The sequence below is a fragment of the Streptomyces sp. NPDC086787 genome, assembly GCF_044745865.1.
In the GTDB taxonomy this organism is placed as follows: domain Bacteria; phylum Actinomycetota; class Actinomycetes; order Streptomycetales; family Streptomycetaceae; genus Streptomyces.
Map to the genome: position 1 here is coordinate 744,711 of NZ_JBIVBC010000001.1, position 21,662 is coordinate 766,372.

Genomic DNA, 21,662 nt, shown 5'->3' on the forward strand with positions numbered 1-21,662 from the left:
CCGCGGGAATTATCATGCCGCCACGGCCACTGCGCTCCGAAACCGCAGGACCGAGACGCAACTCCAGGGGGAACACACGTGCTCGAACTCACCATGGCCTCCGTCTCCGAGGCGGACACGGGCGCCACGGCCGGCATGCTCATGGCCGACGCGCCGAGCGAACCGGGCGAGGTGCTGCGGGTGGGCAGGGACGGGGCCGTGTGCCGTCTCGCCACCCCTCAGGACTGGCTGTTCGTCTCCCGCGTCCATCTGGAGTTCCTGTGCGGGCCGGACGGCGGCTGGCAGGTGTCCTGGCTGCGCGGTTCGCAGCCCGATCCGTCCGCCGAAGTACGGCTGGCGGTCGGGCAGTACGCCCAGACCGTGGCCTACGGCGGAACCGTCCCGCTGCCCCGGGGCGGCTCCGGCGAGGTCGTCATCCAGGACCGCACCGGGCCGCGCAGCGTGAACGTGGGCTTCTACCACGAGGCGTAGCCGACCGGGGTACGACCAGTACCCCGCACCTAGGCCAGTACCCGCGCCAGGGCGAAGCCGTCGTACCCCTTGCTGCCCACGGTCTGGAGCGCCGTACCCGTGAGGCGGGGGTGGGCGGCGATCATCTCGATGGCGGCGCGGGTGCCCCGCACGCTCGGGTCGTCGTAGCTCTCGCTGTTGACCACCTGGCCGCCGCGCACGACGTTGTCGAGCACGATCAGGCTGCCCGTGCGCGTGAGCTTGAGCGCCCACTCCACGTAGTCGGGGTTGTTCACCTTGTCGGCGTCGATGAAGACCAGGTCGAAGGGGGCCGGGTTCTCGTCGGCCAGCTGCGGCAGTGACTCCAGAGCCGCGCCCACCCGCACCTCCACGACCTTCTCCAGGCCCGCGCGGGCGATGTTGCGCACCGCGACCTCGGCGTGCTTGGGGTCGTACTCCAGGGAGATCAGCCGGCCGTCGGACGGGAGGGCGCGGCCCAGCCAGATGGTGCTGTAGCCGCCGAGCGTGCCGATCTCCAGGATGTGCCGGGCGTCCTGGATCTCGGCGAGCAGTTGGAGGAACTTGCCCTGGGGCGCCGTCACGTTGACGTGCGGGAGCCCGGCGGCCTCACTGTCCCGCAACGCCGCCTGGAGCACCTCGTCGTCCGGAGAGAGGTGGCTGGAGAAGTAGAAGTCGACGTCGTCCCAGAGCTGCGACCCGGTCATGCACCAATGCCTTCCGTACGTACTTAGTCTTTCTAACTAGCCATACTAACGAAGGTAGCCCCGAGCTGGTTCCCTGTCAGCGAATCTCCGCAACTCCGCTGTGCTGTCAGCCGATCGGCCCAGGCGGGGGTCCGTGGGGATGGTGGGTCCGGAGGCGTCCCGATGGGCCCGGAAGGGTCTGGAGGAGTCTCGTGGGGTCCATTGGTGACTGATGGGAACTGATGGGGACTGGTGGGATCCAGTGGGGCTCAAGAAATTATGGGTTCCGCGTTGACCTGATATCGGGAGGGGGACGATGATGGCGGGGCTCGAAACCTCCCTGTTACTTCAAGGACGGAGCGCGGTATGACCACAGCGCCGAATCAGGGATCGGGGAGCGTCGGTCTCGACGCCCTTCCGGTGGGAACACCGGTCTACATCTCGGGCCGGGGGAAAGGCAAAATCCTCGAATCCCGCATGAAAGGCTCCTACCTCCAGTACCGCGTCGAATACGAGAACGGCAAGAAAACCGACTGGGAATCCGCGAAGCAGGTCGTCGTCGACAACCCGGTGACGAACGTGACACCACCGCCGTCCCGCGACGTCGTGACCGAGGGTCAGCGGATCGTGCCCGCAGAGGTCAGCCACGTCATCCTCGCCGACGAGGCGGTGCGCAAGGAGGAATGGGCGCAGCGAAAGACGCCCGGCGGCTTACGTGCGGCGCAGCAGAAGACCTGGACGGCCGTCTACGGCACGGACACCCCGACGGTGACCGTCAAGGAGAACACCACCAGCATCGAGTCCGGCAACGGAAAGCTCAAGGTCCTCGACTGGGCGGCGGACGACGACGGACTGCGGGCCGTGCTGCTCGTGCACATCAACCGCGGCCACGTGGCCGAACCGCACGACCTGATCGAGCTCCAGCTGACCCGCCCGTTCCGCAACGGCACGAAGACCGACGACATGCCGATCGACACGATCGCCGTCCTCACCCCGGACGTGAACTCCGCGAGCGTGGACGTCGAGGTCCGCTACACCTGGGCCCAGCTGGCGAAGGCGGCCAAGCTGAAGGGTACGGCGAGCCGGTCCGCGTTCGTCGCCGGGTTCCCGCAGATCGGAATCCAGGCCGTCTGGTACGAGAAAGTGGGCGACAACAATTCCCCGAACCACTGGAGCGGCGGCGTCAAACAGAAGGACAACACCGGCGCACTGCTCCTGAAAACGCTCACCGACGAAGAGCGGAAGCGGACCGAGGAGAGTTTCCAGGATGACTGGAACCTCAGCGAGATTCTGCGCGACGGGCGTCCGGTCTGGGCCTCATTCAAGGAGATCCTGCAACCCGGAAAAGAAATGGCGACCACTCTGGAAGCCGAATCGGAGTTCATGGTCAGTGAGGCACAGCTGGCCAAAACCATCGATCTGCTGGGCAAGCTCATGAAGGACAGGGGGCTTCAGCAGAAATTCGGCATCCGGGTGATGAAGGCCGGCGGTACGAAGGTCTCCACGGACACGTACTTCGACATCGCCCCGTCCTACCCGCTCCTGTCCCAACAGATCGTGCTGCGCCGCCGCTATGTGAAGGGCGACCCGGCCGGCACCTGCCTCCTCGCGCTCAAGGGCCGCACCGTGCGCAACGAACGCGACACGAGCGAGCGGATCCGGCTGGCCGCCCAGGTCCAGGTGCTGGAGACGCTGATGGAGAAGCCGGCCGGCCTCGCCCCGTTCCTGGAGGACCACTCGACCGACAACGCCTTCGGCCGCGCCCTGCACGACGCGGTGTCCTCCGTGACGGACTACTCGGGTCTCTCCGCCGCGCTCGTGATCACCGCCCAACGGGAGAAGTTCTCCTTCGAGCTGGAGAACTCCACCACCATCGAGTTCAGCGCCGACAAGGCCTGGGTCGAGCAGGGCGGCACCAAGAAGACCGTGTACACCATCGAGTTCGGCGTCGGTCACCCGGGACTGAGCGTCCAGGGCGGCGGCACGGGTGGCGGCACGGTCACGGAGGCGGGTTCCTCGTCCACGACGACGACGTCCACGACGACGTCCTCGCACCCCGTGATCGCCCGCCCCTACCACGTACCGCACGACCTGGAGAACCAGGGCCTGTTCGCCAAGCCGGACTACGCCCAGTTCCGCACACTCCGGGGGCAGCTCCTGAGCCACCTCTTCGGCGACGAGGCGAGCAAGCTCGAACCGGGCGGCAACAAGGCGCACGTACTGGCCCTGCTGCTCGGCCTGATCAAGAAGAGCTGACCAGGCCGGTCCGCATCAGGAGGAGCCGCTGACCGCCGGGGCCGCCCCCGGCAGCGGGCGGCCCGCACACTCGGTCATCCGCCACACCGCGACCCCGCCGATCACGGCCGCCGCCATCATGTAGTACGCGGGCATCATCAGGTTGCCCGTCGCACCGATGAGGGCGGTGACCACCAGCGGGGTCGTACCGCCGAACAGCGAGACCGAGACGTTGAAGCCGATCGAGAGGGAGCCGTAGCGCACCCGGGTCGGGAACAGGGCGGGCAGCGCCGCGGGCATCGACGAGGTGAAGCAGACCAGCAGCATGCCGAGAGCGCCCATGCCGAGCACGACCCCGAGCAGGCTGCCCTGACGGATCAGCAGCAGCGCCGGGACGGACAGGACCAGGAAGCCCGCGCAGCCGGCCGCGATCACCGGACGGCGGCCGATCCGGTCGGTCAGCGCGCCGGCGAAGGGCTGCACGATCATCATCGCCGCCATCACACCGAGCACCACCAGCAGGCCGTGCGTCTCGTCGTACTTCAGCTCACTGGTCAGATAGCTCGGCATGTACGACAGCAGCATGTAGTCGGTGACGTTGTAGACCAGGACCAGGCCCATGCACAGCAGCAGCGGCTTCCACTGGCCGGTCACCATCTCGCGCAGCGGCACCTTCGGACGGTTCGACTCCGCCTTCCTCGCCTCCGCGGCGAACGCCGGGGTCTCCTCCAGACGCAGCCGCAGATACAGGCCGATGATCCCCATCGGACCGGCGACCAGGAACGGGATCCGCCAGCCCCAGGACAGCAGATCGTCGGTGGAGAGCAGGGCGGTCATGGCGGTGACCAGCCCGGCGCCGCCGATGTAACCGGCCAGCGTGCCGAACTCCAGCCAGCTGCCCAGGAACCCGCGCTTCTTGTCCGGCGCGTACTCCGCGATGAACGTGCACGCGCCCGCGTACTCACCGCCCGTCGAGAAGCCCTGCACCAGGCGCGCGGCGAGCAGCAGCAGCGGAGCGCCGACGCCGATCGTGGCGTACGACGGGATCAGACCGATCGCGAAGGTGCCCGCCGCCATCATGATCATGGTGAGCGCGAGGACCTTCTGCCGGCCGACGCGGTCGCCGAGCGGGCCGAAGACCATGCCGCCCACGGGGCGGATCAGGAAGGCCGCCGCGAAGGCGCCGAACGTCGAGAGCAGCTGGGCGGTCGGGTTGCCGGACGGGAAGAAGACCTTGCCCAGCGTCACCGCGATGTAGCTGTAGACACCGAAGTCGAACCACTCCATCGCGTTGCCCAGCGCGGCAGCCTGTACGGCGCGTCTGACGAGCGCGGGGTCGGTGACGGTGACTTCTTCTGGGGCCTTGCGGGCCCCGGAGGCCTTCACGGACGGGGTGACAGCTGCGACGGTGGCCAAACCGGTCTCGCCTACCTTTCGACGGGGACAGGGACACGGGCCGCACGACACCGGACGGGCCGACCCCGACCATAGGAGCCTTCTGACCGGTCACGTGGCGTACGCGAGTCGATGCATGGTGCAGCTAAATGCTGTGTATGCAGGTGCGTATGCCCGCTCGTCCGCCGGTTTTCGGGCACGGCGGTGTGATCCTTGTCGCGTCGTGGTGGTTCAGCGACGGGTGAATACGACGATGTCGTTGCCGGACCCGCAGGCGAGGAAGGCGGAGTCGTGCAGGGCCAGGGCGTTGCAGGGGCCCGGCACGTGGAGTACCTGCGTGATGGTGCGGGTCCGCAGGTCCCAGATGTTCACCGTGCCGTCAGGGAATCCGGCGAGGACGACGGGGCGGCCGTCCAACTCGGCACACGCGAGCGTGGACACGTGGTGCGGGTGGCCGGTCATCGCCAGTCCGACCACCAGGCCGGTGCGCAGATCCAGCACCCGCACCGCACCGTCGTCGCAGGCGATCACCGCCACGGGCGTCCCGGCCAGCACGGTGCAGGCGAGGGCGCCCCTCCGGTATCCGTGCACCCGGTGGTCCGTGACTCCTCCGGAGGCGAGATCCACGATCTGCACGGTGGTACGTGTGCCGTGGACCGCCACCTGACGGCCGCCGACGACGGCGCAGTCGAAGGGGGGAAACTCGTTGTCGAACTCGATGTCGAACGAGTGCAGCCTGACGGCCACGCCGCCCGTGGTGAGATCACACCGCCACACATCGAAGGCTGTCAGAGCGGCCGCGACCGGGTGGCCCTCCAAGTGGGCGCATGCGAGACGCAGTACGGGACCCTGGGGCAGCTGGACCGGAGAGCCCACCTCGTCGGCGGTCGCGCTGTCCCACATGCGAACGGTCGGGCGCCGGGCGCCGGCGGTCACCGTGCGACGTCCCTCGTCCGTCACGCAGTGCGCCTGCTGATCCCTGAGGTGTTCACCGACGGGCAGGCAGGTGGCCGGGTCCCACGCCCGTACCGTTCCGTCGAGCGAGCCGGTGAGCAGGACCGGGCGACGGTTCACCACGGCGACGTTCATCGTGCGGACCGCGGCGGTGTGACCGTTCAGCGGTCTGCCGACATCCCGGGTCCGGGACAGGTCCCAGACCCGTGCCGTGCCGTCGGACGATCCCGAGACGGCGACATGCTGCCCGGACAGCACCGTGTGCGCCAGGGAAGTCACGCCCGAGGCGTGACCGCTCAGCGGGGTTCCCAGCTGATGGTGGGTGGCCAGATCCCAGATCCGCACCGCGCCGTCGTCGGACGCTGCGATCGCGGTCGGCCGGCCGCCCAGCTCGGCGCACCCGACGGTCGGTGTCCAAGCGAGGGGCACACACTGCCAGAGAGCCGCGATCCGACGTGACTTCATGCTCCAGATCTGCAGCCAGCCCGCTTGGCTGTACCCCACGACGACCGGGCGGCCGTTCAGATTCGCGCAGGACAGCGCGATCTGCGCGGCCGTCTCCCCGGGCTCCATCGGACCCAGTTCCTTCTGGGACGGAAGGTCCCACATGTGGGCCCTCCCCCATCCCGTGGAAGCGACCACGACCGGGCGGCCGTCGAGGACCCCGCTCGCCAAGTCGTACACCGGGAACCCGGTCTCCATGGGCGCGCCCACCTGCCAGCCCTTGGCCAGGTCCCAGATCCGTATGGTGCCGTCGTCCGAGCCGGACACGGCCACGGCGCGACCGTGCAGTTCCGCGCAGACCACGCGGTTCACCGGCCCCTGGTGACCGGTCAGAGGCTCCCTCACGGAGTGGCCGGTGGTCAGGTCCCAGATCCGCAGTGTCATGTCGTCCGAGCCGGTCACGGTGATCGGGCGCCCGTCGAGCTCGGTGCAGGCCGCGGTTCGAACCGGCCCTGTGTGCCCGGTCAGTGGTTCTCCCACCTGCTGCCCGGTGGCCAGGTCCCAAAGTCGTACCGTCGCGTCCTCCGAGCCGGTCACCGCGACCGGGCGGCCGTTCGGAGCGGCGCACGCCACGGCGTTCACGGCACCGGTGTGGCCGGCGAGGACGTGCCGTGTCTTCCCCGACACCTGGGACCCGGTCGCGGCCATCGGTCGCCAGTCCCGCTCGCCAAGTCCCGCGCTGAACGCCCGCAACGCGGCCGGATCGTTGAACCGTGCCGCGTCCACCGCGAGGATCTGCCGTCGGCCCGGCACGGGAAGCCTGCGGTGGACGCCGAGGGACGCGAGGTAGATCGCCGCGTACAGCCGAGCCGTCTCGCTCCCCGCCGTCAGCAGATGCGGGGCCAGCCGGTCGCAGTCCGCGTGGGCGAGGTAGTCCGGGTCGGTCAGCAGGCTGTCCAACCGGTCGCCGAGAGCCGCGTGGGTGGCCAGGTGACGCTGGGCGTAGGGATGGGCGCGCGCCCAGTCGCGGGTGCCGTCCACGCGGTACGGCACCGCCTCCCGCAGGGCCGTGGCGAGGGCGCGGTGGGCGGCCTTCGCGTCCTGGCCCTGGCGCAGGTACTCCGCCATCGCCTCGTGGTACAGCCGGTACACCGACCGTCCGTCCTCCACGGCCTCGACCACGTAGGCGCCCGCGTCGCGCCGCAGCCGGTGGAGGTCGTCGTTGGTGTAGCGGCCGCCGGAGAGCCGGGAGGCGATCCGGGCCCAGAGGTCCTCCCAGGGCAGGCCCTGGCCCTCGGCGTAGGCCAGCGGGCGCAGCAGGTCCAGGATCCGTGCGGCGTGCTCCGGACCGAAACGCTGGTGGAGGTCCCGGTGCATGGCGTCCGCCGCCGCGCTGGGGAGGGAGGTGCGCCAGGCCGTGTCCCAGGGGTCCGGGAGCACCGGTGAGGCGGCCAGCGTGCCTGCCGTGATGCGGGCGACCAGAAAGGAGTGGCCCGCCGCCCGGGCGACGGCCTGGGCGACCGCGCGGAGCAGGTCGTTGTCGCACTCCGTGTACGGCGAGTCGGGGTGCGCGTCCATCAGGTTGCGGACCGTGTACGCCAGTACCGCGTACGGGTCGGCGTACATCGGGGCGTCCAGGTCGATGTGGTCCTCCCGGCGCAGCCCCAGCGCGGGGAAGAGGTGGGGCCGGGTGCCCAGCAGCAGGCGGACATGACGGCCCGCCAGCTCCATGAGCGGGCGCAGCACCTGGCCGCACAGGGTCTCCGGGGTCACTGCCTCGTCGAGTCCGTCGATCAGGATCACCTGCGGACGGGCCGGGTCCGGGGCCGAGCCGAGGTGGTTCAGCAGGTCGGCCACCGCCTGTGCCGGAGGCAGCCGCAGGGCCGCCGCCACCGCCCGTACCACCTGCTGGTCGGTGAGATTCTGGGCGTAGACAGGGGTGCGGATCGCCCGCTCGCGGGGCAGTTGGCCGCTGGTCAGGCCCAGTGACGCCAGCGGTACCGTACGCCGGTACTCGGGATCGCTCACCGCCGCCAGCAGACCGAGGACCGCCGTCTTGCCGGAGCCGGGGTCACCCGTGACGACCGACACGGGCCGCTGGTCGGGGAGTTCGCCGAGCCATGCGGTGATGTCCTCCAGCGCCCGGTGCCGCCCGGAGAACCACCACCCCACCTGGTCCTCGTCCCGGTGTCCCATCGCCCGCCGCAGCAGCCGGGTGCGGAACTCCTCGTCCCGGCGGCTGTCCTGCCGGCGCCACTCGGCCGCCTGCTGCAACGCGAGGTCGGTGTGGGAGAGCCGGGGGCTGTGCTTGGCGTTGGGCAGGAAGGGCGGGATCTCCCCGGTGAGGCCGATGATCTCCAGGCCGATGTGCTGGTGGTCGGGGCGTTTGGGGTTGGTGCGGGTGGAGCTGACCACCGCGTCCAGGGCCAGCGCACCGGGGGCGTAACCGGCGGTCGCCAGGCTGGTCACCGCCTCCGCGAACAGTTCGGGAAAGGCTCCGGTGCGCGCCAGTTCCCGCGGCTGTGCCGACGTGATCACGGCCAGGCCCGCGTCCTCCTCCTGCCAGTCGTTCTTCAGCCTGGCCATGACGGGCAGGAGTTCGTTGGCGCCCTGCCCGGAGAAGCAGGTGTCCAGCATCAGCAGCAGCCGCCGTACCTTCGTACCCGCGAGGATCTTGTGGGCGAGGGTGCTGGGCCGGAGCGCGTCGTACAGGTCGTCCGGGTCGGTGTCCGAGGTGAGCAGCACGAAGTCGCCGTTGTCCAGGATCTCGCCGTGCGCCGCGAGGTACACGGCGACGATGTCGTCCGGGCGGCGATCCGGGGCACGGCAGAAGTCCCGCAGCTCCTTGAGGAGTTGGTCCTGGTTCGGGTTGAGGCCGAGTTCGGAGACATGGTCGTAGCAGAGCTCGCGGGTGAACAGGTCCACCATCCGGCGGCGGGCCTCGACCAGCCCCGGGCGGTCCCACTCCAGCTCGGGCGGCGCCTTCGGATAGTGGGCGACGGCGCCGGCGATCAGGAAGCGCCGTGGTCCGCGCGGTTCCGTCTCTCTCATGCCAGGCCCTCCGCCACCGCCTCGCCGGTCTCCAGCGCGGTGAGATACAGCGTGGCGTCATGGGCGTGCGAACCGTTGTGGACGGCTCTGCCGCGCACTCCGGTGCCGAACAGCGGCGACAGGTCCCTTACGGCGGCCACCACGTCGCCCTTGTCCACGATGTTCGTCCAGCGCGGCGTGTCCGGGGCGCCCGGCCAGCCGCCCGGTTCGGGCCGCAGCCGCTCGTAGATCATCCGCATGCCCAGCGGGGACCCGATGGTCACCAGCGCCCGTACCCGGTGGCCGGGGCGCGCGCACAGTGCCTCGTAAGCCACCACCGATCCGAGCGAGTGCGCCACCACGACCCGGGTGTCCGGTTCGATCGCCTCCTCCACCCGGGCGCGGGCCCCCGCCCGCAGCTCCTCGTCCAGCAGGTAGCGGCGCACCTGCTTCAGATCGAAGACCAGGGCGCGCAGGGATACGCCCGCGAAGAAACGGGAGCGCTGGAGCAGCCGGAGCGCCGTCTGGACCGACCCGGGGGACCGGGCGAGGGTGTCCGCGCCCGGCGGCGGCACCGCCGGGTCGGCCGACGCGCAGGCCGCCCACCACTCCATCAGCAGTGCGGCTTCCAGGTCGTCCACGTCGTCCGCGGTGTACAGGGGGTCGCCGACTGCCAGGGTCCGGCCCGGGGGACGGAACAGGTCGCCGTAGAAGGCGATCCGCAGGTCGCCCGGGGTGAGCTTCGGGCCCTCCGCGCGCTCCAGGCCGTCGGCGAGGGCAGGCTCCCACTCCCTCAACAGCGAGTTGGCGCCCAGCCGTTGCTTGCCCACCCCGTGCACACCGAGAATCCGCCCCATCCGCCCCGTCCCCCCGAGCCGCGCAGGACGCTCACTGTCCTCGCAGGACCCCTCACTTTAACGGGAGACGTCCGGCCCGGCGTCGGAACCGGCTACAGCCGCTGGATGATCGTCCCGGTGGCCAGCGCGCCGCCCGCGCACATGGTGATCAGCGCGAACTCCTTGTCCGTGCGCTCCAGTTCGTGCAGGGCCGTCGTGATGAGCCGGGCTCCGGTCGCGCCGACCGGGTGCCCGAGCGCGATCGCGCCGCCGTTGACGTTGACCTTCGTCAGGTCCTGGCCGAAGACCTGGGTCCAGCTCAACACCACTGATGCGAAGGCCTCGTTGATCTCCACGAGATCGATGTCCTTCAGGGACATGCCCGCCTTACCCAGTACGGCCTTGGTCGCGTCGACCGGGCCGTCCAGGTGGAAGTGCGGGTCGGCGCCCACCAGGGCCTGGGCCACGATCCGGGCCCTCGGCCGCAGCTTCAGCGCGCGGGCCATCCGCTTCGACGCCCACATGATGGCGGCGGCGCCGTCCGAGATCTGCGAGGAGTTGCCGGCCGTGTGCACCGCCGTCGGCATGACCGGCTTCAGCCCCGCCAGCGCCTCCGGGGAGGTGTCCCGCAGCCCCTCGTCGCGGTCGACCAGCCGCCACATGCCCTGCCCGGCGTGTTGCTCCTCCTCGGTGGTGGGCACCTGGACCGAGAACGTCTCCCGTTTGAAGCGCTCCTCCGACCAGGCGGTGACCGCCCGCTCCTGCGAGACGAGCCCGAGCGAGTCGACGTTCTCCCGGGTCAGCCCCCGGCGCCGGGCGATCCGCTCGGCCGCCTCGAACTGGTTGGGCAGGTCGACGTTCCACTCGTCCGGGAACGGCTTGCCCGGCCCGTGCTTGGAGCCCGACCCGAGCGGTACGCGGGACATCGCCTCCACGCCGCAGCTGATGCCGACGTCGATGACCCCGGCGGCGATCATGTTGGCGGTCATGTGCGAGGCCTGTTGGGAGGAGCCGCACTGGCAGTCCACGGTTGTCGCGGCGGTCTCGTACGGCAGCCCCATGGTCAGCCAGGCCGTACGCGCGGGGTTCATGGACTGCTCGCCGGCATGGGTCACCGTGCCGCCGACGATCTGCTCGACGCAGTCGGCGGGAATGCCGGTGCGGCCGAGGAGTTCACGGTAGGTCTCGCCCAGGAGATAGGCGGGATGGAGGTTGGCGAGCGCGCCGCCGCGCTTGCCGATGGGGGTGCGTACGGCTTCGACGATCACGGGTTCCGCGGCCATGGGGGAGGTCCTTCCTCGGTCAACCCGCGCGGCGCGGGGGGCGTCCCGGCCCGTCCCGCCACGCAGAACTAGTACGCGTTCTAGTTCTGTCCGAAGTGTGCGGACTGAGCGTCCACGGCCGCAAGGGTCGTGCAGCTCCCGGAGTCGCGATCTGCACGAACTCCGCCCGCAATTGGCCGTGCCGGATGTCTTGCGACTTGTAGAACCCGTTACTACCTTCGCGGCATCCGTACTTTCTGATGGACCGTCAGAACGACCGGGAGACGCCGATGCCGTCCTGCCCCGAGCTGCCCGACGGGTTCGACTTCACCGACCCCGACCTGCTCCACCACCGCGTACCCCTCCCGGAGTTCGCCGAGCTGCGCCTGGCCGAACCGGTCCGCTGGATTCCCCAGCCGCACGGTCTGGCCGGGTTCGCGGACGACGGCTACTGGGCGGTGACCCGGCACGCGGACGTCAAGTATGTGTCCACGCACCCGGAGTTGTACTCCTCCTACCTCAACACGGCGATCATCCGCTTCAAGGAGGACATGCAGCGTGATGTGATCGACGCCCAGCGTCTGATCCTGCTGAACATGGACCCGCCCGAGCACACCCGGGTGCGCCAGATAGTGCAGCGCGGTTTCACCCCGCGCGCCATCCGCGCCCTGGAGGACCGGCTGCGCGCCCGCGCCGAGGCCATCGTCCGCGGTGCCGCGGCCCGGTCCGGGCCGTTCGACTTCGTCACCGAGGTGGCCTGCGAACTGCCGCTCCAGGCCATCGCCGAGCTGATCGGTGTCCCGCAGGACGACCGGGCCAAGATCTTCGACTGGTCCAACAGGATGATCTCGTACGACGATCCCGAGTACGCGATCACGGAGGAGGTCGGCGCCCAGTCGGCCGCCGAGATCATCGCCTACGCGATGAACATGGCCACCGAGCGCAAGAGCTGCCCGGCGCACGACATCGTCTCGACGCTGGTGGCGGCCGAGGGCGAGGGGAACCTCAGCTCCGACGAGTTCGGGTTCTTCGTGCTGATGCTGGCGGTGGCGGGCAACGAGACCACCCGCAACGCCACCACCCACGGCATGCACGCCTTCCTGACCCACCCCGAGCAGTGGGAGCTCTACAAGCGGGAGCGTCCGTCGACCACCGCCGAGGAGATCGTCCGCTGGGGGACCCCGGTCAACTCCTTCCAGCGCACGGCCACCCAGGACACGGAACTGGGCGGCCGGCTGATCCGCAAGGGCGACCGGGTGGGGCTGTTCTACGCCTCCGCCAACCACGACCCCGAGGTGTTCGACGACCCCGACACCTTCGACATCACCCGTGACCCCAACCCGCACCTCGGCTTCGGTGGGGGAGGCCCGCACTACTGCCTGGGCAAGTCCCTGGCCGTCCTGGAGATCGACCTGATCTTCAACGCGATCGCCGAGGCCATGCCGGACCTCCGCCTGACCGCGGACCCACGCAGGCTGCGGTCCGCCTGGATCAACGGTGTGAAGGAACTCCGGGTGACCGTCGACTGACCCGGGCCGGCGGCTCCCGGCGCCGTCGGCCCGTCCAGGAGGAGGCAGGAGCATCCCGACCCCAACGCCCCGTTCCTGCCTCCCCCACGATCACTCCCGACCCGAGGCCACCACCGCCAGCACCCCCGACGCCAGCGCCGCGATCAGCAGGGGGACGGCCTGGTGGCCATGGAGGACCAGCCAGGCGCCTCCGGTGGCGCCCGCCAGCATGGCGAGAACCGCGGCGGTCCGGCGTCCGGCGCGGGTGCCGCCCCGCGGGGACTCGGAGACCAGACCGGTCAGCGTCATGGTCAGGACCGTGGTGGTCAGATCGGGCACCGCCAGCTTGCGTACGGTCGCGTTGCGCAGACCCATCGCCACGGCGGTCAGCGCGATGAGCGCGTACGTCGTGCGGCTGTGCCCCGGCGCGACGAACGCCACCACGGCCGCCGCGCCGACCAGCGCCGCCTCGACCGCCAGCGTCAGCCGGGTCCAGTTCCGCCGGGAGCCGCCGCCCCCGAAGCGGGCCGCCACCCGGCCGCCCGCCGTCGCGCCCACCAGGAAGCAGAACAGCGAGGTCACCGTGTGCGGGACGGAGAAGCCCGCCGCGCCGGCCGCCGCGAAGCCCAGCACCACCACGTTGCCGGTCATGTTGGCCGTGAAGACGTGCCGCAGGGAGAGGAAGCTCACCGCGTCGATCAGCCCGCTCACCACGGTCAGCGCCAGCAGCACCACCGTGAGGCGCACTCCGCGCGCCTCCGGATCCGGGTCCGGCTCGGGCGGCATGGCTCCTCCGGGCGGCCGGGCGGGCAGGGGTTCCCCAGTCCACCACGCGGGAGCCCGGCCGGACGGCCCGCGTACACCGATGGAGTGATGGGCGGGCGGTTCGCGACGCGGCTGGTTTGCCGGTGCGGGGTCGGAGTTACGTATGTTGCGCCGCCCGCGGACCGGGTGGCTGTCGTGACCGGGTCGTGCGGAGGAGTGCGATGAGCTGGCGGATGGCGCGGGCTGGAGCGGCGGCGGCAGGGGCGCTGCTGGTGGCGGTGGCGTCGGCTCCGGCGCACGCGTTGACGAACGTGGCGTGCTCGGAGACGGCGCTGCGGAACGCGATCACCGCGTCGAACCTGCTCCCGGGCGGTGACACGCTGGTCCTGCTGCCGTATTGCGTGTACACGCTGACGGACGGCTTCGGACAGCTGCCGACGATCACCAAGCCGCTGGTGATCCAGGGCAACCACGCGACCATCCGCCGCGACCCGGCGGCGATCAGCAGTTTCCGCGTCATGCGTGTCGGCAGCGGTGGGTCGCTCACCGCTGACACCCTGACCGTCATGAACGGCCACGCCGACGCCTCGGGCGGCGGCGGCCTGCTGGTCGACGCGGGGGGCGGCCCGCTGACCGCCACCGGCGTGAACTTCCAGGGCAACGCCTCCGACGGGAACGGCGGTGGCGTCCTCATCGCCTCCGGCAGCACGGGCACGTCCACCCTCAACGGCGGCAACGTCACCGACAACCGGGCCACCGTCGACGGCGGGGGCATCGACGCCGAGGGCACCGTGAACCTCGCGGGCACGACAGTTGCAGGCAACCGCGCCAACGGCCAGGCAGGCGGGGTCAACAACGACGTGGGCGCCGGACTGCTCACGATCAGCGACGCGTTCATCAGGAACAACCGCGCGGCGGGCGCCACCGGCGGGGTGGACCTGGACGGCAACGCGTTCATCACCCGCACGAGCGTGACCGGCAACTCCTCCGGCGCCACCAGCGGCCCGGGCGGAATCTACGCCGGCGGGTTCCTGACCCTCCAGGACTCGGTGGTCAGCGGGAACATCGACACCACCGGTACGGTCAGCGGTGCGGGAGGTCTCCAGGCGAACGGGGTCGCCGTCGTGGTCCTGGGTACGGAGATCAACGGCAACCGGGTGATCGGGGCCGGTGCGTTCGGCGCCGGGGTCTATCACTCCTCCGGATCGCTGATCCTGGACGGATCCACCATCAGCGGCAATCTCGCCTCCGGCGCCAACGCCAAGGGCGGCGGCGTCTACACGGAGGGCTCGAGCCTGACCATCCAGAACAACACCCGTATCAACGGCAACAAGGTCTCCGGCACCGGCGCCTTCGCCGCCGGCCTCTACAACACCGGCGGCAGTGTGTCCCTGTCGGGCTCCCACGTCGACAACAACACCGCACCCCCCGTCCCCGCCCCCGGCGGCATCTGGACGGACACCCCGATCACCTCGGTGACCGCATCCACCATCACCGGGAACACCCCCACCAACTGCCTCCTCAGCCCCCAGCCGGTGACCGGCTGCTCCGGCTGACCCGGACGGCGCATAAAGCGCGAACCCCCTCGCCGGTGGCCCGGCGAGGGGGTTCGTGGTGAAGCGGTCGCAGCGCGGAACGGCTCAGTACCAGCCGTGCGACTGCCAGAAGTTCCAGGCGCCGACGGGGCTGCCGTAGCGGGACTTCATGTAGTCCAGGCCCCACTTGATCTGGGTGGCCGGGTTGGTCTTCCAGTCGGAGCCGGCGGACGCCATCTTGGTGCCGGGCAGCGCCTGGACCAGGCCGTAGGCGCCGGAGGAGGCGTTGGTGGCGTTGGCGTTCCAGCCGCTCTCGTGCTCGACGATCTTGCTGAACGCGTTGTACTGCGCGGCGTCCGGGATCATCTTGTGCGCGATCGCCTGGGCGGAGGAGGCCGAGGTGGTGTCCGCGGCCTGGGCCGGAGCCGAGGTCAGGACCATGCCGGTCGTGGCGGCGGCCAGGGCGGCGGCGGTGAGGGCCTTCCGCGGGGTGGCGATGCGGCTGAGGAACGAGATGGGGGCGACGGACACGGAGAACCTCTTCGTCGGGGACAGGGGGTCGCCATGGGCCGGGGCCCACGTCGGCGCCGTGACCCGGGGGTTTGTGGTGCCTTGCGACGCGGACCAGAGAAGCAGGCCGTGAACCCGTCCGCAATGCCCCCTTTTACTAGTTGTGGCCGAATGAAGGGGGAATGCCGTCCGTGTGGCGTGGCTCTCGAAGTGCAGGTCAGTGGGGGTGCGCTGTCGGACATTTCGGATAATTCGTCCTACGATGCGGAATCGTAGGTGAGCTGCGTCATGTGGGGTGCCTCACCGCGTCGGCGGGTCGAATGTGACGGCGGTCTCGAACACGGCCCGGCGGGTGGCCCGGCGCAGCGCGCGCAGCAGGGCCGGGCCGAGCGCCACGGTCAGTACGACGGTGCAGACCGCCCGGCCCAGGTCCCAGCCCAGCGAGGTGGCCAGGCAGTACGTGACGAACCGGGCCAGGTTCGCGGGGACCGCCGCGTGCGGGTCGAAGGCGATGCCGGAGGCGAGCGCGCCCATGAAGGGCCAGCCCGCGAGGTTCATGAGCGTGCCGTAGGCGAAGGCGGCGAGGAAGCCGTACAGGGCGAGCAGCAGCAGCTCGCCCCGGCCGCGCAGCCGGTCGGGGCCCGGGAGCAACCCGGCGCCCATGGTGAACCAGCCCATGGCGAGCATCTGGAACGGCAGCCAGGGGCCCACCCCGCCGGTGAGCAGCGCGGACGCGAACATGGTGAGCGAGCCGAGGGTGAACCCGAAGCCCGGGCCGAGCACCCGGCCGCTGAGCACCATCAGGAAGAACATGGGCTCGATGCCGGCGGTGCCCGCGCCGATCGGCCGCAGCGCCGCCCCGGTCGCGGCCAGCACCCCCAGCATGGCCACCGCCTTGGGCCCGAGCCCCGACTCGGAGATCGTCGCGGCGACGACGGCCATCAGCAGCACCAGCAGTCCCGCGAAGAGCCAGGGCGCGTCCTGGGCGTGGGCGCTCAGGCCCGAGCCGGGCGGAGCCAGGAACGGCCACCCGAAGGCGACCACCCCGACCGCGCCGACCAGCACCAGGGCGGCCGCGGACCGGGGCCCCAGCCGGATCGCCCGGGCCTGAGGCTGCGGGCGCGCGGGGGCGGTCGTACCAGGATTCGTACGGGGGCTCATGCCAGGGCCTTTCGCACCTGGGCGGGCGTGAGCCAGCGCTGCGGGGCCAGGATCTTGGTGACCTGCGGGGCGTAGGACGGGGACGAGACGACGATGTCGGCCGTCGGACCGTCCGCGATGACCTCGCCCTCCGCCAGCAGGACGACCCGATGTGCGATCTCGGCGGCCAGTTCCACGTCGTGCGTGGCCAGTACGATGGCGTGCCCCTCGGCGGCCAGTGCGCGCAGCACGCCCACCAGCCGGGCCTTGGCCGCGTAGTCCAGGCCGCGGGTCGGCTCGTCCAGCAGGAGCAGCGGCGGCCGGGCGGTCAGTACGACGGCCAGGGCCAGCGCGAGCCGCTGCCCCTCGGAGAGGTCCCGGGGGTGGACGTCGTCGCCGATGCCGGGCAGCAGGCCGGAGACCAGCGCACGGCAGGTGCCGGGCTCGGCCCGCGCGTCCCGGTCGGCGGCCGCGCACTCGGCGCCGACCGTCTCCGCGTACAGCAGGTCGCGCGGCTCCTGCGGCACCAGACCGACGTGCCGCACCAGCTCCCGGGGCGCGGTGCGGTGCGGGACCGCGCCGCCGACCAGCACCGTCCCGGCGGACGGCTCGACGAGCCCGACCAGACTGCCGAGCAGCGTGGACTTCCCGGCGCCGTTGCGGCCCATCAACGCCACCGTCTCGCCGGGCGCGAAGGCGAGGTCCACCCCGCGCAGGGCGTCGACCCGGCCGCGCCGGACGGCCAGCGCGCGCACCTCGGCGCACCGGGGCAAGGCCGCTTCCGGGGCGCGCCCGCGCAGCAGCCGTCGCTGCGCCGGAATCCGGGGCGCGGGCGGGGCGGTGACCGCCGGAGCCGGCACGGGCCGCGGGGCCGCCTTCCCGGCGAGCCGCCTCCGCAGCTCCCCGGCGCGGCGGCGCGCGTCCCGCACGGTCAGTGGCAGCGGGGACCAGCCCGCCAACCGGCCGAGGTCCACCACCGGCGGGTACACCGGTGACACGGCCATCACCTCGGCCGGGTCGCCCAGCAGCGGGGCGGCGCCCGGCGCGGGCAGCAGGACGACCCGGTCGGCGTACTGGATCACCCGCTCCAGGCGGTGCTCGGCCATCAGGACCGTCGTACCCAGGTCGTGGACGAGCCGCTGGAGCACGGCGAGGACCTCCTCGGCGGCCGCCGGGTCCAGCGCCGACGTCGGTTCGTCCAGCACCAGCACACTCGGGTGCGGGGTGAGCACGGAGCCGATCGCGACACGCTGCCGCTGCCCGCCGGAGAGCGTGGCGATGGGCCGGTCCCGCAGACCGGCGAGACCCAACAGATCCAGGGTCTCCTCGACGCGGCGCCGCATGACCTCCGGGGCGAGCCCCAGCGACTCCATCCCGTAGGCGAGTTCGTCCTCCACCGTGTCCGTCACGAAGTGCGCGAGCGGATCCTGGCCCACCGTGCCCACGACATCGGCGAGTTCGCGCGGCTTGTGCGTGCGGGTGTCCCGGCCGGCGACCGTGACCCGGCCGCGCAGGGTGCCGCCGGTGAAGTGCGGCACGAGTCCGCTGACCGCGCCGAGCACGGTGGACTTGCCGACCCCGGACGGGCCGACGAGCAGCGCCAGTTCACCCTCCGGTACCTCGAAGTCCACGTTCCGGACGGCGGGTTCGGCCGCACCCTCGTAGGTCACGGAGACGTTCTCGAATCTGATCACGACGGCTCCTCCATCAGGTCTCCCGGCGGACGACGAAGGCGGGCAGCAGCGCGAGGAGTACCGAGGCCGCCGGGAATACGGGCAGGGCGGGCGCGACCAGCGGGACCACCCCGGGGTGCAGCGCGTCGGGATCGGACACGGAGGCCAGCGTGAGCAGCGCGGCGGCCCCGGCGCCGGACCCCGCGACCAGCCAGGCGCGCAGATCCCAGGGGTCGGGGCGGTAGCGGGTGCGCAGGGTACGGCGGCCACCGAGGCGCAGGCCCGCGAGGGCGGCGGCGACCCCGGCGAGCAGCACCGGCAGGCCGTAGGTGCCGCCCTCGGCGGTGAGCAGCCCGTACGTTCCCGCGCACACGCCGAGCAGGCCGCCGAGGGTCAGCGCGGCGGTGGTGCGGCGCACCGGTGCTGGGACGTCGGCGCTGCGGCCGTATCCGCGCGCGTCCATCGCGGCGGCCAGCGCGACCGACCGCTCCAGCGCGCCCTCCAGGACCGGCAGGCCCACGTGCAGCAGCCCGCGCACCCCCCGGTCCGGACGGCCGCGCAGCCGGCGGGCGGCCCGCAGCCGCCGTACGTCGGCGACCAGGTTCGGGGCGAAGGTGAGGGCGACGACCACGGCCACACCCATCTCGTACAGGGCGCCGGGCAGCGACTTGAGGAGGCGGGCCGGGTTGGCGAGGGCGTTCGCCGCGCCCACGCAGATGAGCAGCGTGGCCAGCTTGAGACCGTCGTACAGCGCGAAGACACAGGCCTCCGCGGTGACCGGGCCGCCCAGCCGGATGCCCTGCGCCCATTGCGGGAGCGGCACCTCGGGGAGCGTCACGAGCACATGCGTGCCGGGGATGGGGGAGCCGAGGAGCACCGCGAAGACGAGCCGGACGGCCAGCACGGCGAGCGCCAGCCGGACGAAGGCCGCGTAGGAGCGGGACCAGGGGGCCGCGGTGCGGTGGGTGGCGACCACATAGCCGGTCGCGGCGACGAGCAGGCCGAGCAGGAGCGGGTTGGTGGTGCGGGTGGCGGCCGTGCCGAGCCCCAGGGCCCACAGCCACCAGGCGCCGGGGTGCAGGCCGCTCCGGCTACGCATCCCTGCGCCGCCGCGCCTGCCACAGGGCCGCGCCGCCGAGCAGTACGACCGCTCCCGCGCCCGCGTACAGGCCCACCGACGGGCCGCCGTCGCCCCCGCCGGGGGCCTTCGGCGCCGGCTTCCCGGCCGCCACCTGCTCACCGCAACCCCGCTGCGGGTAGCCCGAGATGGCGCACAGCAGGGCGTTGGTGTCATAGCGCAGGGGCTTCGCCACCGAGGCCAGGGCCTCGGCCGTCGTCGCGTCCCCGGCCACCCGGGCGCACGCCGTCCGGGGCGCGGGCGGGTGCTCCCCGGAGGACGCGTCGGCGGCCGTACCGAAGTCGATGACCAGCGCCACCCGCTTCCTTCCCGGAGCGGCGGGCGTGCCCGCGCAGATGGAACGGAAGTCCGCCGTGCCGCGCGGCCGGGTCGCGTCCGCGGAGTCCTCGCTCACCGCGAAGCGGAAGCCCTGGACGTCCCCGTCGGCGGGACGGGCCGTCGACGGCCCCTGGGTGGCGTACGTCCAGCCCTGGCCGTCGCGCTCCCAGAAGGACCAGTAGCGGTACCCGGCCGCGTCGGCCCGGCCCACGGCCGCGCCGAGTATCAGCGTGGCCAGGAGCAGCGGCAGGGCACGGCGGACAGCGGTCACGGCTGCTGCCGCTTCTTACGGCCGCTGAGCAGGAAACCGGCGCCGATGCCCGCGACCAGGCCGACGCCGACGATCCACCACACGCCGTAGCCCGAGTCGGACTTGTCCGCCTTCTCGGTATCGGCCCCGGTGGGCTTCTTCATCTCCTGCGGGGCGGGCCCGGTCGCGTTGAGCGCCTTCACGAGGTCCGTGCCGCCGAAGTCGCGCGGGTTCCCGCCCACGACGTGCGCGGCGAGGATCAGCTCGGCGTAGGCCGCCGGGCCGCTCTGCTGCGCCCACTTGACGGAGTTCTTCTCCAGCCAGGCGTACGGCTTCCGTGCCTGCTCGGTGTAGCCCTGCGCGGCGAGCGCGACGACCGTGTAGGCGGTGCTGCCGTGGTCGGGCTGGGGCTCGGCGCCGGCGAGCGCGGACTCCAGGTGGCCGCCGGTGCGGTGCAGTTCGGCGGTCAGGTAGGCGGTGCCGTTGCGGGCGATGTCCTCGGGCTTGAGGTCGGTGCCGGAGCACTTGGCGTCGCCCGACCGCGCCTTCCCGGCGGTCGTCGCGAGCCCCTTGTTCAGCGCGCCGAGCACACCGGCCGCCGTCGCGTACGCGTTGGCGGAGAGCTTGGCGCCCTTCATCGGCGGGAGGCCGAGCGCGCCGCCGCCGTCCTTGCCGCAGGGCACGGCCAGCGCGGCCAGCGCGTCGTACGGGTTCTTGCCGCCCTTGCTGACCCCGGCGGGGTTCTCGCCCACCGCGGTGAGCGCGGCGATGACGCCCCCGGTGGTGTTCGCGTCGCTGCCCGAACCCGGGTAGCCCCAGCCGCCGTCCGCGCTCTGCTGAGCCTTGAGCCAGGTCACCGCCTTGCCGGCCTCGGCGTCGTGACCGCCGATCGCCTTCAGGGCCTGCACGGCGACGGCGGTCATGTCGGCCGTGGCCGTACCGGCGGCACAGGGCTTGGTGGCGTCGGCGCGGAACGCGGCGAAGGAGCCGTCGGCGCACTGCTGCCCGGTCAGCCAGTCCACGGCCTTGTCGGCCGGCGTCAGGCCGACCGCGTGCTGGGCGAGCAGGGTGAGGGACTGGCGCCAGACGCCGTCGAACTTCGGATCGGCGTTGCCGTACAGCCCGGACGGCAGTGCGGCCGACGGGGACGGGGACGCGGACGGGGCGGCCATGGCGGGCGCGGCCGTGCCGATCACGGCGACGGCGGCCAGGACCGCTGCGCTGCGGTGGATGTTCATGATCGGCGGATGCCTCTCCTTGCGGGGAGCCGCGCAGCACAGGGGACACCCCGGGCGGCTCGACTCCGTAAACCTCGACGGTGTCGTGCGCGGGCGAGCCCCGACACACCTGAGCCGGGTCAACTGTCCGTCCGGGGAGGTCCGGCTTGCCGTCCCTCGGGACGGTTCACGGTTGCGGGTCAGCGCCGGGTTCGCACCGGCTTTCCCCCGTACGGGTGTGACGACGACCCGGCTACTGTACCGGCCGGTCGGCGCGGGGCCCGAGTGGTGCTCGGCA

The 21,662-nt window shown here is 71.7% G+C and carries 16 protein-coding genes and 1 riboswitch; of the genes, 4 read left to right on the forward strand and 12 right to left on the reverse strand.

Annotation, left to right across the window (positions count from 1 at the left end; genetic code table 11):
* Positions 1 to 78 precede the first annotated feature (78 nt).
* Positions 79 to 471 (forward strand): hypothetical protein, encoded by a 393-nt coding sequence (locus ACIPK3_RS03470; RefSeq protein ID WP_402566251.1) that lies wholly within the window; start codon positions 79 to 81, stop codon positions 469 to 471.
* A 29-nt stretch (positions 472 to 500) separates the two neighbouring features.
* On the opposite strand, the gene ACIPK3_RS03475 is transcribed toward ACIPK3_RS03470, so the two are convergent.
* On the reverse strand, positions 501 to 1,175 hold the full coding sequence (locus ACIPK3_RS03475) for an O-methyltransferase (RefSeq protein ID WP_402566252.1): 675 nt from the start codon (positions 1,173 to 1,175) through the stop codon (positions 501 to 503).
* Between the two features lie 456 nt (positions 1,176 to 1,631).
* Between ACIPK3_RS03475 and ACIPK3_RS03480 the strand changes: the two genes are divergently transcribed.
* Positions 1,632 to 3,410 (forward strand): hypothetical protein, encoded by a 1,779-nt coding sequence (locus ACIPK3_RS03480; protein ID WP_402566254.1) that lies wholly within the window; start codon positions 1,632 to 1,634, stop codon positions 3,408 to 3,410.
* A gap of 15 nt (positions 3,411 to 3,425) precedes the next feature.
* Here ACIPK3_RS03480 and proP read toward each other — a convergent pair whose 3' ends face one another.
* The 4 genes from proP to ACIPK3_RS03500 all read right to left on the reverse strand — a co-directional run bounded on the left by proP (position 3,426) and on the right by ACIPK3_RS03500 (position 11,331).
* Positions 3,426 to 4,805, reverse strand: coding sequence for a glycine betaine/L-proline transporter ProP (gene proP, locus ACIPK3_RS03485; protein ID WP_402566256.1), 1,380 nt, complete (start codon positions 4,803 to 4,805; stop codon positions 3,426 to 3,428).
* Positions 4,806 to 5,015: 210 nt separating this feature from the next.
* Positions 5,016 to 9,233, reverse strand: coding sequence for a caspase family protein (locus tag ACIPK3_RS03490; protein ID WP_402566258.1), 4,218 nt, complete (start codon positions 9,231 to 9,233; stop codon positions 5,016 to 5,018).
* Positions 9,230 to 10,069, reverse strand: a complete 840-nt coding sequence (locus ACIPK3_RS03495) for a hypothetical protein (RefSeq protein WP_402566259.1) — start codon at positions 10,067 to 10,069, stop codon at positions 9,230 to 9,232. The genes ACIPK3_RS03490 and ACIPK3_RS03495 overlap by 4 nt, the downstream gene beginning before the upstream one ends.
* Before the next feature lie 92 nt (positions 10,070 to 10,161).
* A complete protein-coding gene (locus ACIPK3_RS03500; protein ID WP_402566261.1) occupies positions 10,162 to 11,331 on the reverse strand; it encodes a steroid 3-ketoacyl-CoA thiolase in 1,170 nt (389 codons plus the stop codon).
* Positions 11,332 to 11,570: 239 nt separating this feature from the next.
* Here ACIPK3_RS03500 and ACIPK3_RS03505 point away from each other — a divergent pair, with 239 nt between their 5' ends.
* Positions 11,571 to 12,839 (forward strand): cytochrome P450, encoded by a 1,269-nt coding sequence (locus ACIPK3_RS03505; protein ID WP_402566263.1) that lies wholly within the window; start codon positions 11,571 to 11,573, stop codon positions 12,837 to 12,839.
* 90 nt (positions 12,840 to 12,929) lie between these two features.
* Here ACIPK3_RS03505 and ACIPK3_RS03510 read toward each other — a convergent pair whose 3' ends face one another.
* Positions 12,930 to 13,604 carry a YoaK family protein gene (locus tag ACIPK3_RS03510; protein ID WP_402566265.1) on the reverse strand — a complete coding sequence of 225 codons (675 nt, stop codon included), beginning with the start codon at positions 13,602 to 13,604 and terminating at the stop codon, positions 12,930 to 12,932.
* A gap of 200 nt (positions 13,605 to 13,804) precedes the next feature.
* Here ACIPK3_RS03510 and ACIPK3_RS03515 point away from each other — a divergent pair, with 200 nt between their 5' ends.
* Positions 13,805 to 15,139, forward strand: a complete 1,335-nt coding sequence (locus ACIPK3_RS03515; RefSeq protein ID WP_402566267.1) for a hypothetical protein — start codon at positions 13,805 to 13,807, stop codon at positions 15,137 to 15,139.
* An 84-nt stretch (positions 15,140 to 15,223) separates the two neighbouring features.
* On the opposite strand, the gene ACIPK3_RS03520 is transcribed toward ACIPK3_RS03515, so the two are convergent.
* The 6 genes from ACIPK3_RS03520 to ACIPK3_RS03545 form a co-directional block, all read right to left on the reverse strand.
* Complete coding sequence (locus ACIPK3_RS03520) at positions 15,224 to 15,649, reverse strand: transglycosylase SLT domain-containing protein (protein WP_402566268.1); 426 nt, start codon at positions 15,647 to 15,649, stop codon at positions 15,224 to 15,226.
* Positions 15,650 to 15,928: 279 nt separating this feature from the next.
* The gene (locus tag ACIPK3_RS03525; RefSeq protein ID WP_402566270.1) at positions 15,929 to 16,789 is read right to left on the reverse strand and encodes an ECF transporter S component; all 861 of its coding nucleotides are present in this window, start codon (positions 16,787 to 16,789) and stop codon (positions 15,929 to 15,931) included.
* Positions 16,786 to 18,462: an ABC transporter ATP-binding protein gene (locus tag ACIPK3_RS03530; RefSeq protein WP_402566271.1), complete on the reverse strand. Its 1,677-nt coding sequence runs from the start codon at positions 18,460 to 18,462 to the stop codon at positions 16,786 to 16,788. Before ACIPK3_RS03530 ends, ACIPK3_RS03525 begins: the two co-directional genes overlap by 4 nt.
* Positions 18,463 to 18,475: 13 nt before the next feature.
* Positions 18,476 to 19,540, reverse strand: a complete 1,065-nt coding sequence (locus tag ACIPK3_RS03535; RefSeq protein WP_402566273.1) for a CbiQ family ECF transporter T component — start codon at positions 19,538 to 19,540, stop codon at positions 18,476 to 18,478.
* Positions 19,533 to 20,168, reverse strand: a complete 636-nt coding sequence (locus ACIPK3_RS03540; RefSeq protein WP_402566275.1) for an SCO2322 family protein — start codon at positions 20,166 to 20,168, stop codon at positions 19,533 to 19,535. Before ACIPK3_RS03540 ends, ACIPK3_RS03535 begins: the two co-directional genes overlap by 8 nt.
* Positions 20,165 to 21,385, reverse strand: coding sequence for a prenyltransferase/squalene oxidase repeat-containing protein (locus tag ACIPK3_RS03545; RefSeq protein WP_402566277.1), 1,221 nt, complete (start codon positions 21,383 to 21,385; stop codon positions 20,165 to 20,167). Before ACIPK3_RS03545 ends, ACIPK3_RS03540 begins: the two co-directional genes overlap by 4 nt.
* Positions 21,386 to 21,501: 116 nt before the next feature.
* A riboswitch (cobalamin riboswitch) is annotated at positions 21,502 to 21,632 on the reverse strand.
* Positions 21,633 to 21,662: the final 30 nt, after the last annotated feature.

Bases quoted from the DNA above. Each gene is read 5' to 3' on its own strand.
- ACIPK3_RS03535 (WP_402566273.1), bottom strand. From the start codon at position 19,540: ATGCGTAGCCGGAGCGGCCTGCACCCCGGCGCCTGGTGGCTGTGGGCC.
- ACIPK3_RS03475 (WP_402566252.1), bottom strand. From the start codon at position 1,175: ATGACCGGGTCGCAGCTCTGGGACGACGTCGACTTCTACTTCTCCAGC.
- ACIPK3_RS03510 (WP_402566265.1), bottom strand. From the start codon at position 13,604: ATGCCGCCCGAGCCGGACCCGGATCCGGAGGCGCGCGGAGTGCGCCTC.
- ACIPK3_RS03500 (WP_402566261.1), bottom strand. From the start codon at position 11,331: ATGGCCGCGGAACCCGTGATCGTCGAAGCCGTACGCACCCCCATCGGC.
- ACIPK3_RS03490 (WP_402566258.1), bottom strand. From the start codon at position 9,233: ATGAGAGAGACGGAACCGCGCGGACCACGGCGCTTCCTGATCGCCGGC.
- ACIPK3_RS03525 (WP_402566270.1), bottom strand. From the start codon at position 16,789: ATGAGCCCCCGTACGAATCCTGGTACGACCGCCCCCGCGCGCCCGCAG.
- ACIPK3_RS03495 (WP_402566259.1), bottom strand. From the start codon at position 10,069: ATGGGGCGGATTCTCGGTGTGCACGGGGTGGGCAAGCAACGGCTGGGC.
- ACIPK3_RS03505 (WP_402566263.1), top strand. From the start codon at position 11,571: ATGGACCGTCAGAACGACCGGGAGACGCCGATGCCGTCCTGCCCCGAG.
- ACIPK3_RS03480 (WP_402566254.1), top strand. From the start codon at position 1,632: ATGAAAGGCTCCTACCTCCAGTACCGCGTCGAATACGAGAACGGCAAG.
- ACIPK3_RS03515 (WP_402566267.1), top strand. From the start codon at position 13,805: ATGAGCTGGCGGATGGCGCGGGCTGGAGCGGCGGCGGCAGGGGCGCTG.
- ACIPK3_RS03545 (WP_402566277.1), bottom strand. From the start codon at position 21,385: ATGAACATCCACCGCAGCGCAGCGGTCCTGGCCGCCGTCGCCGTGATC.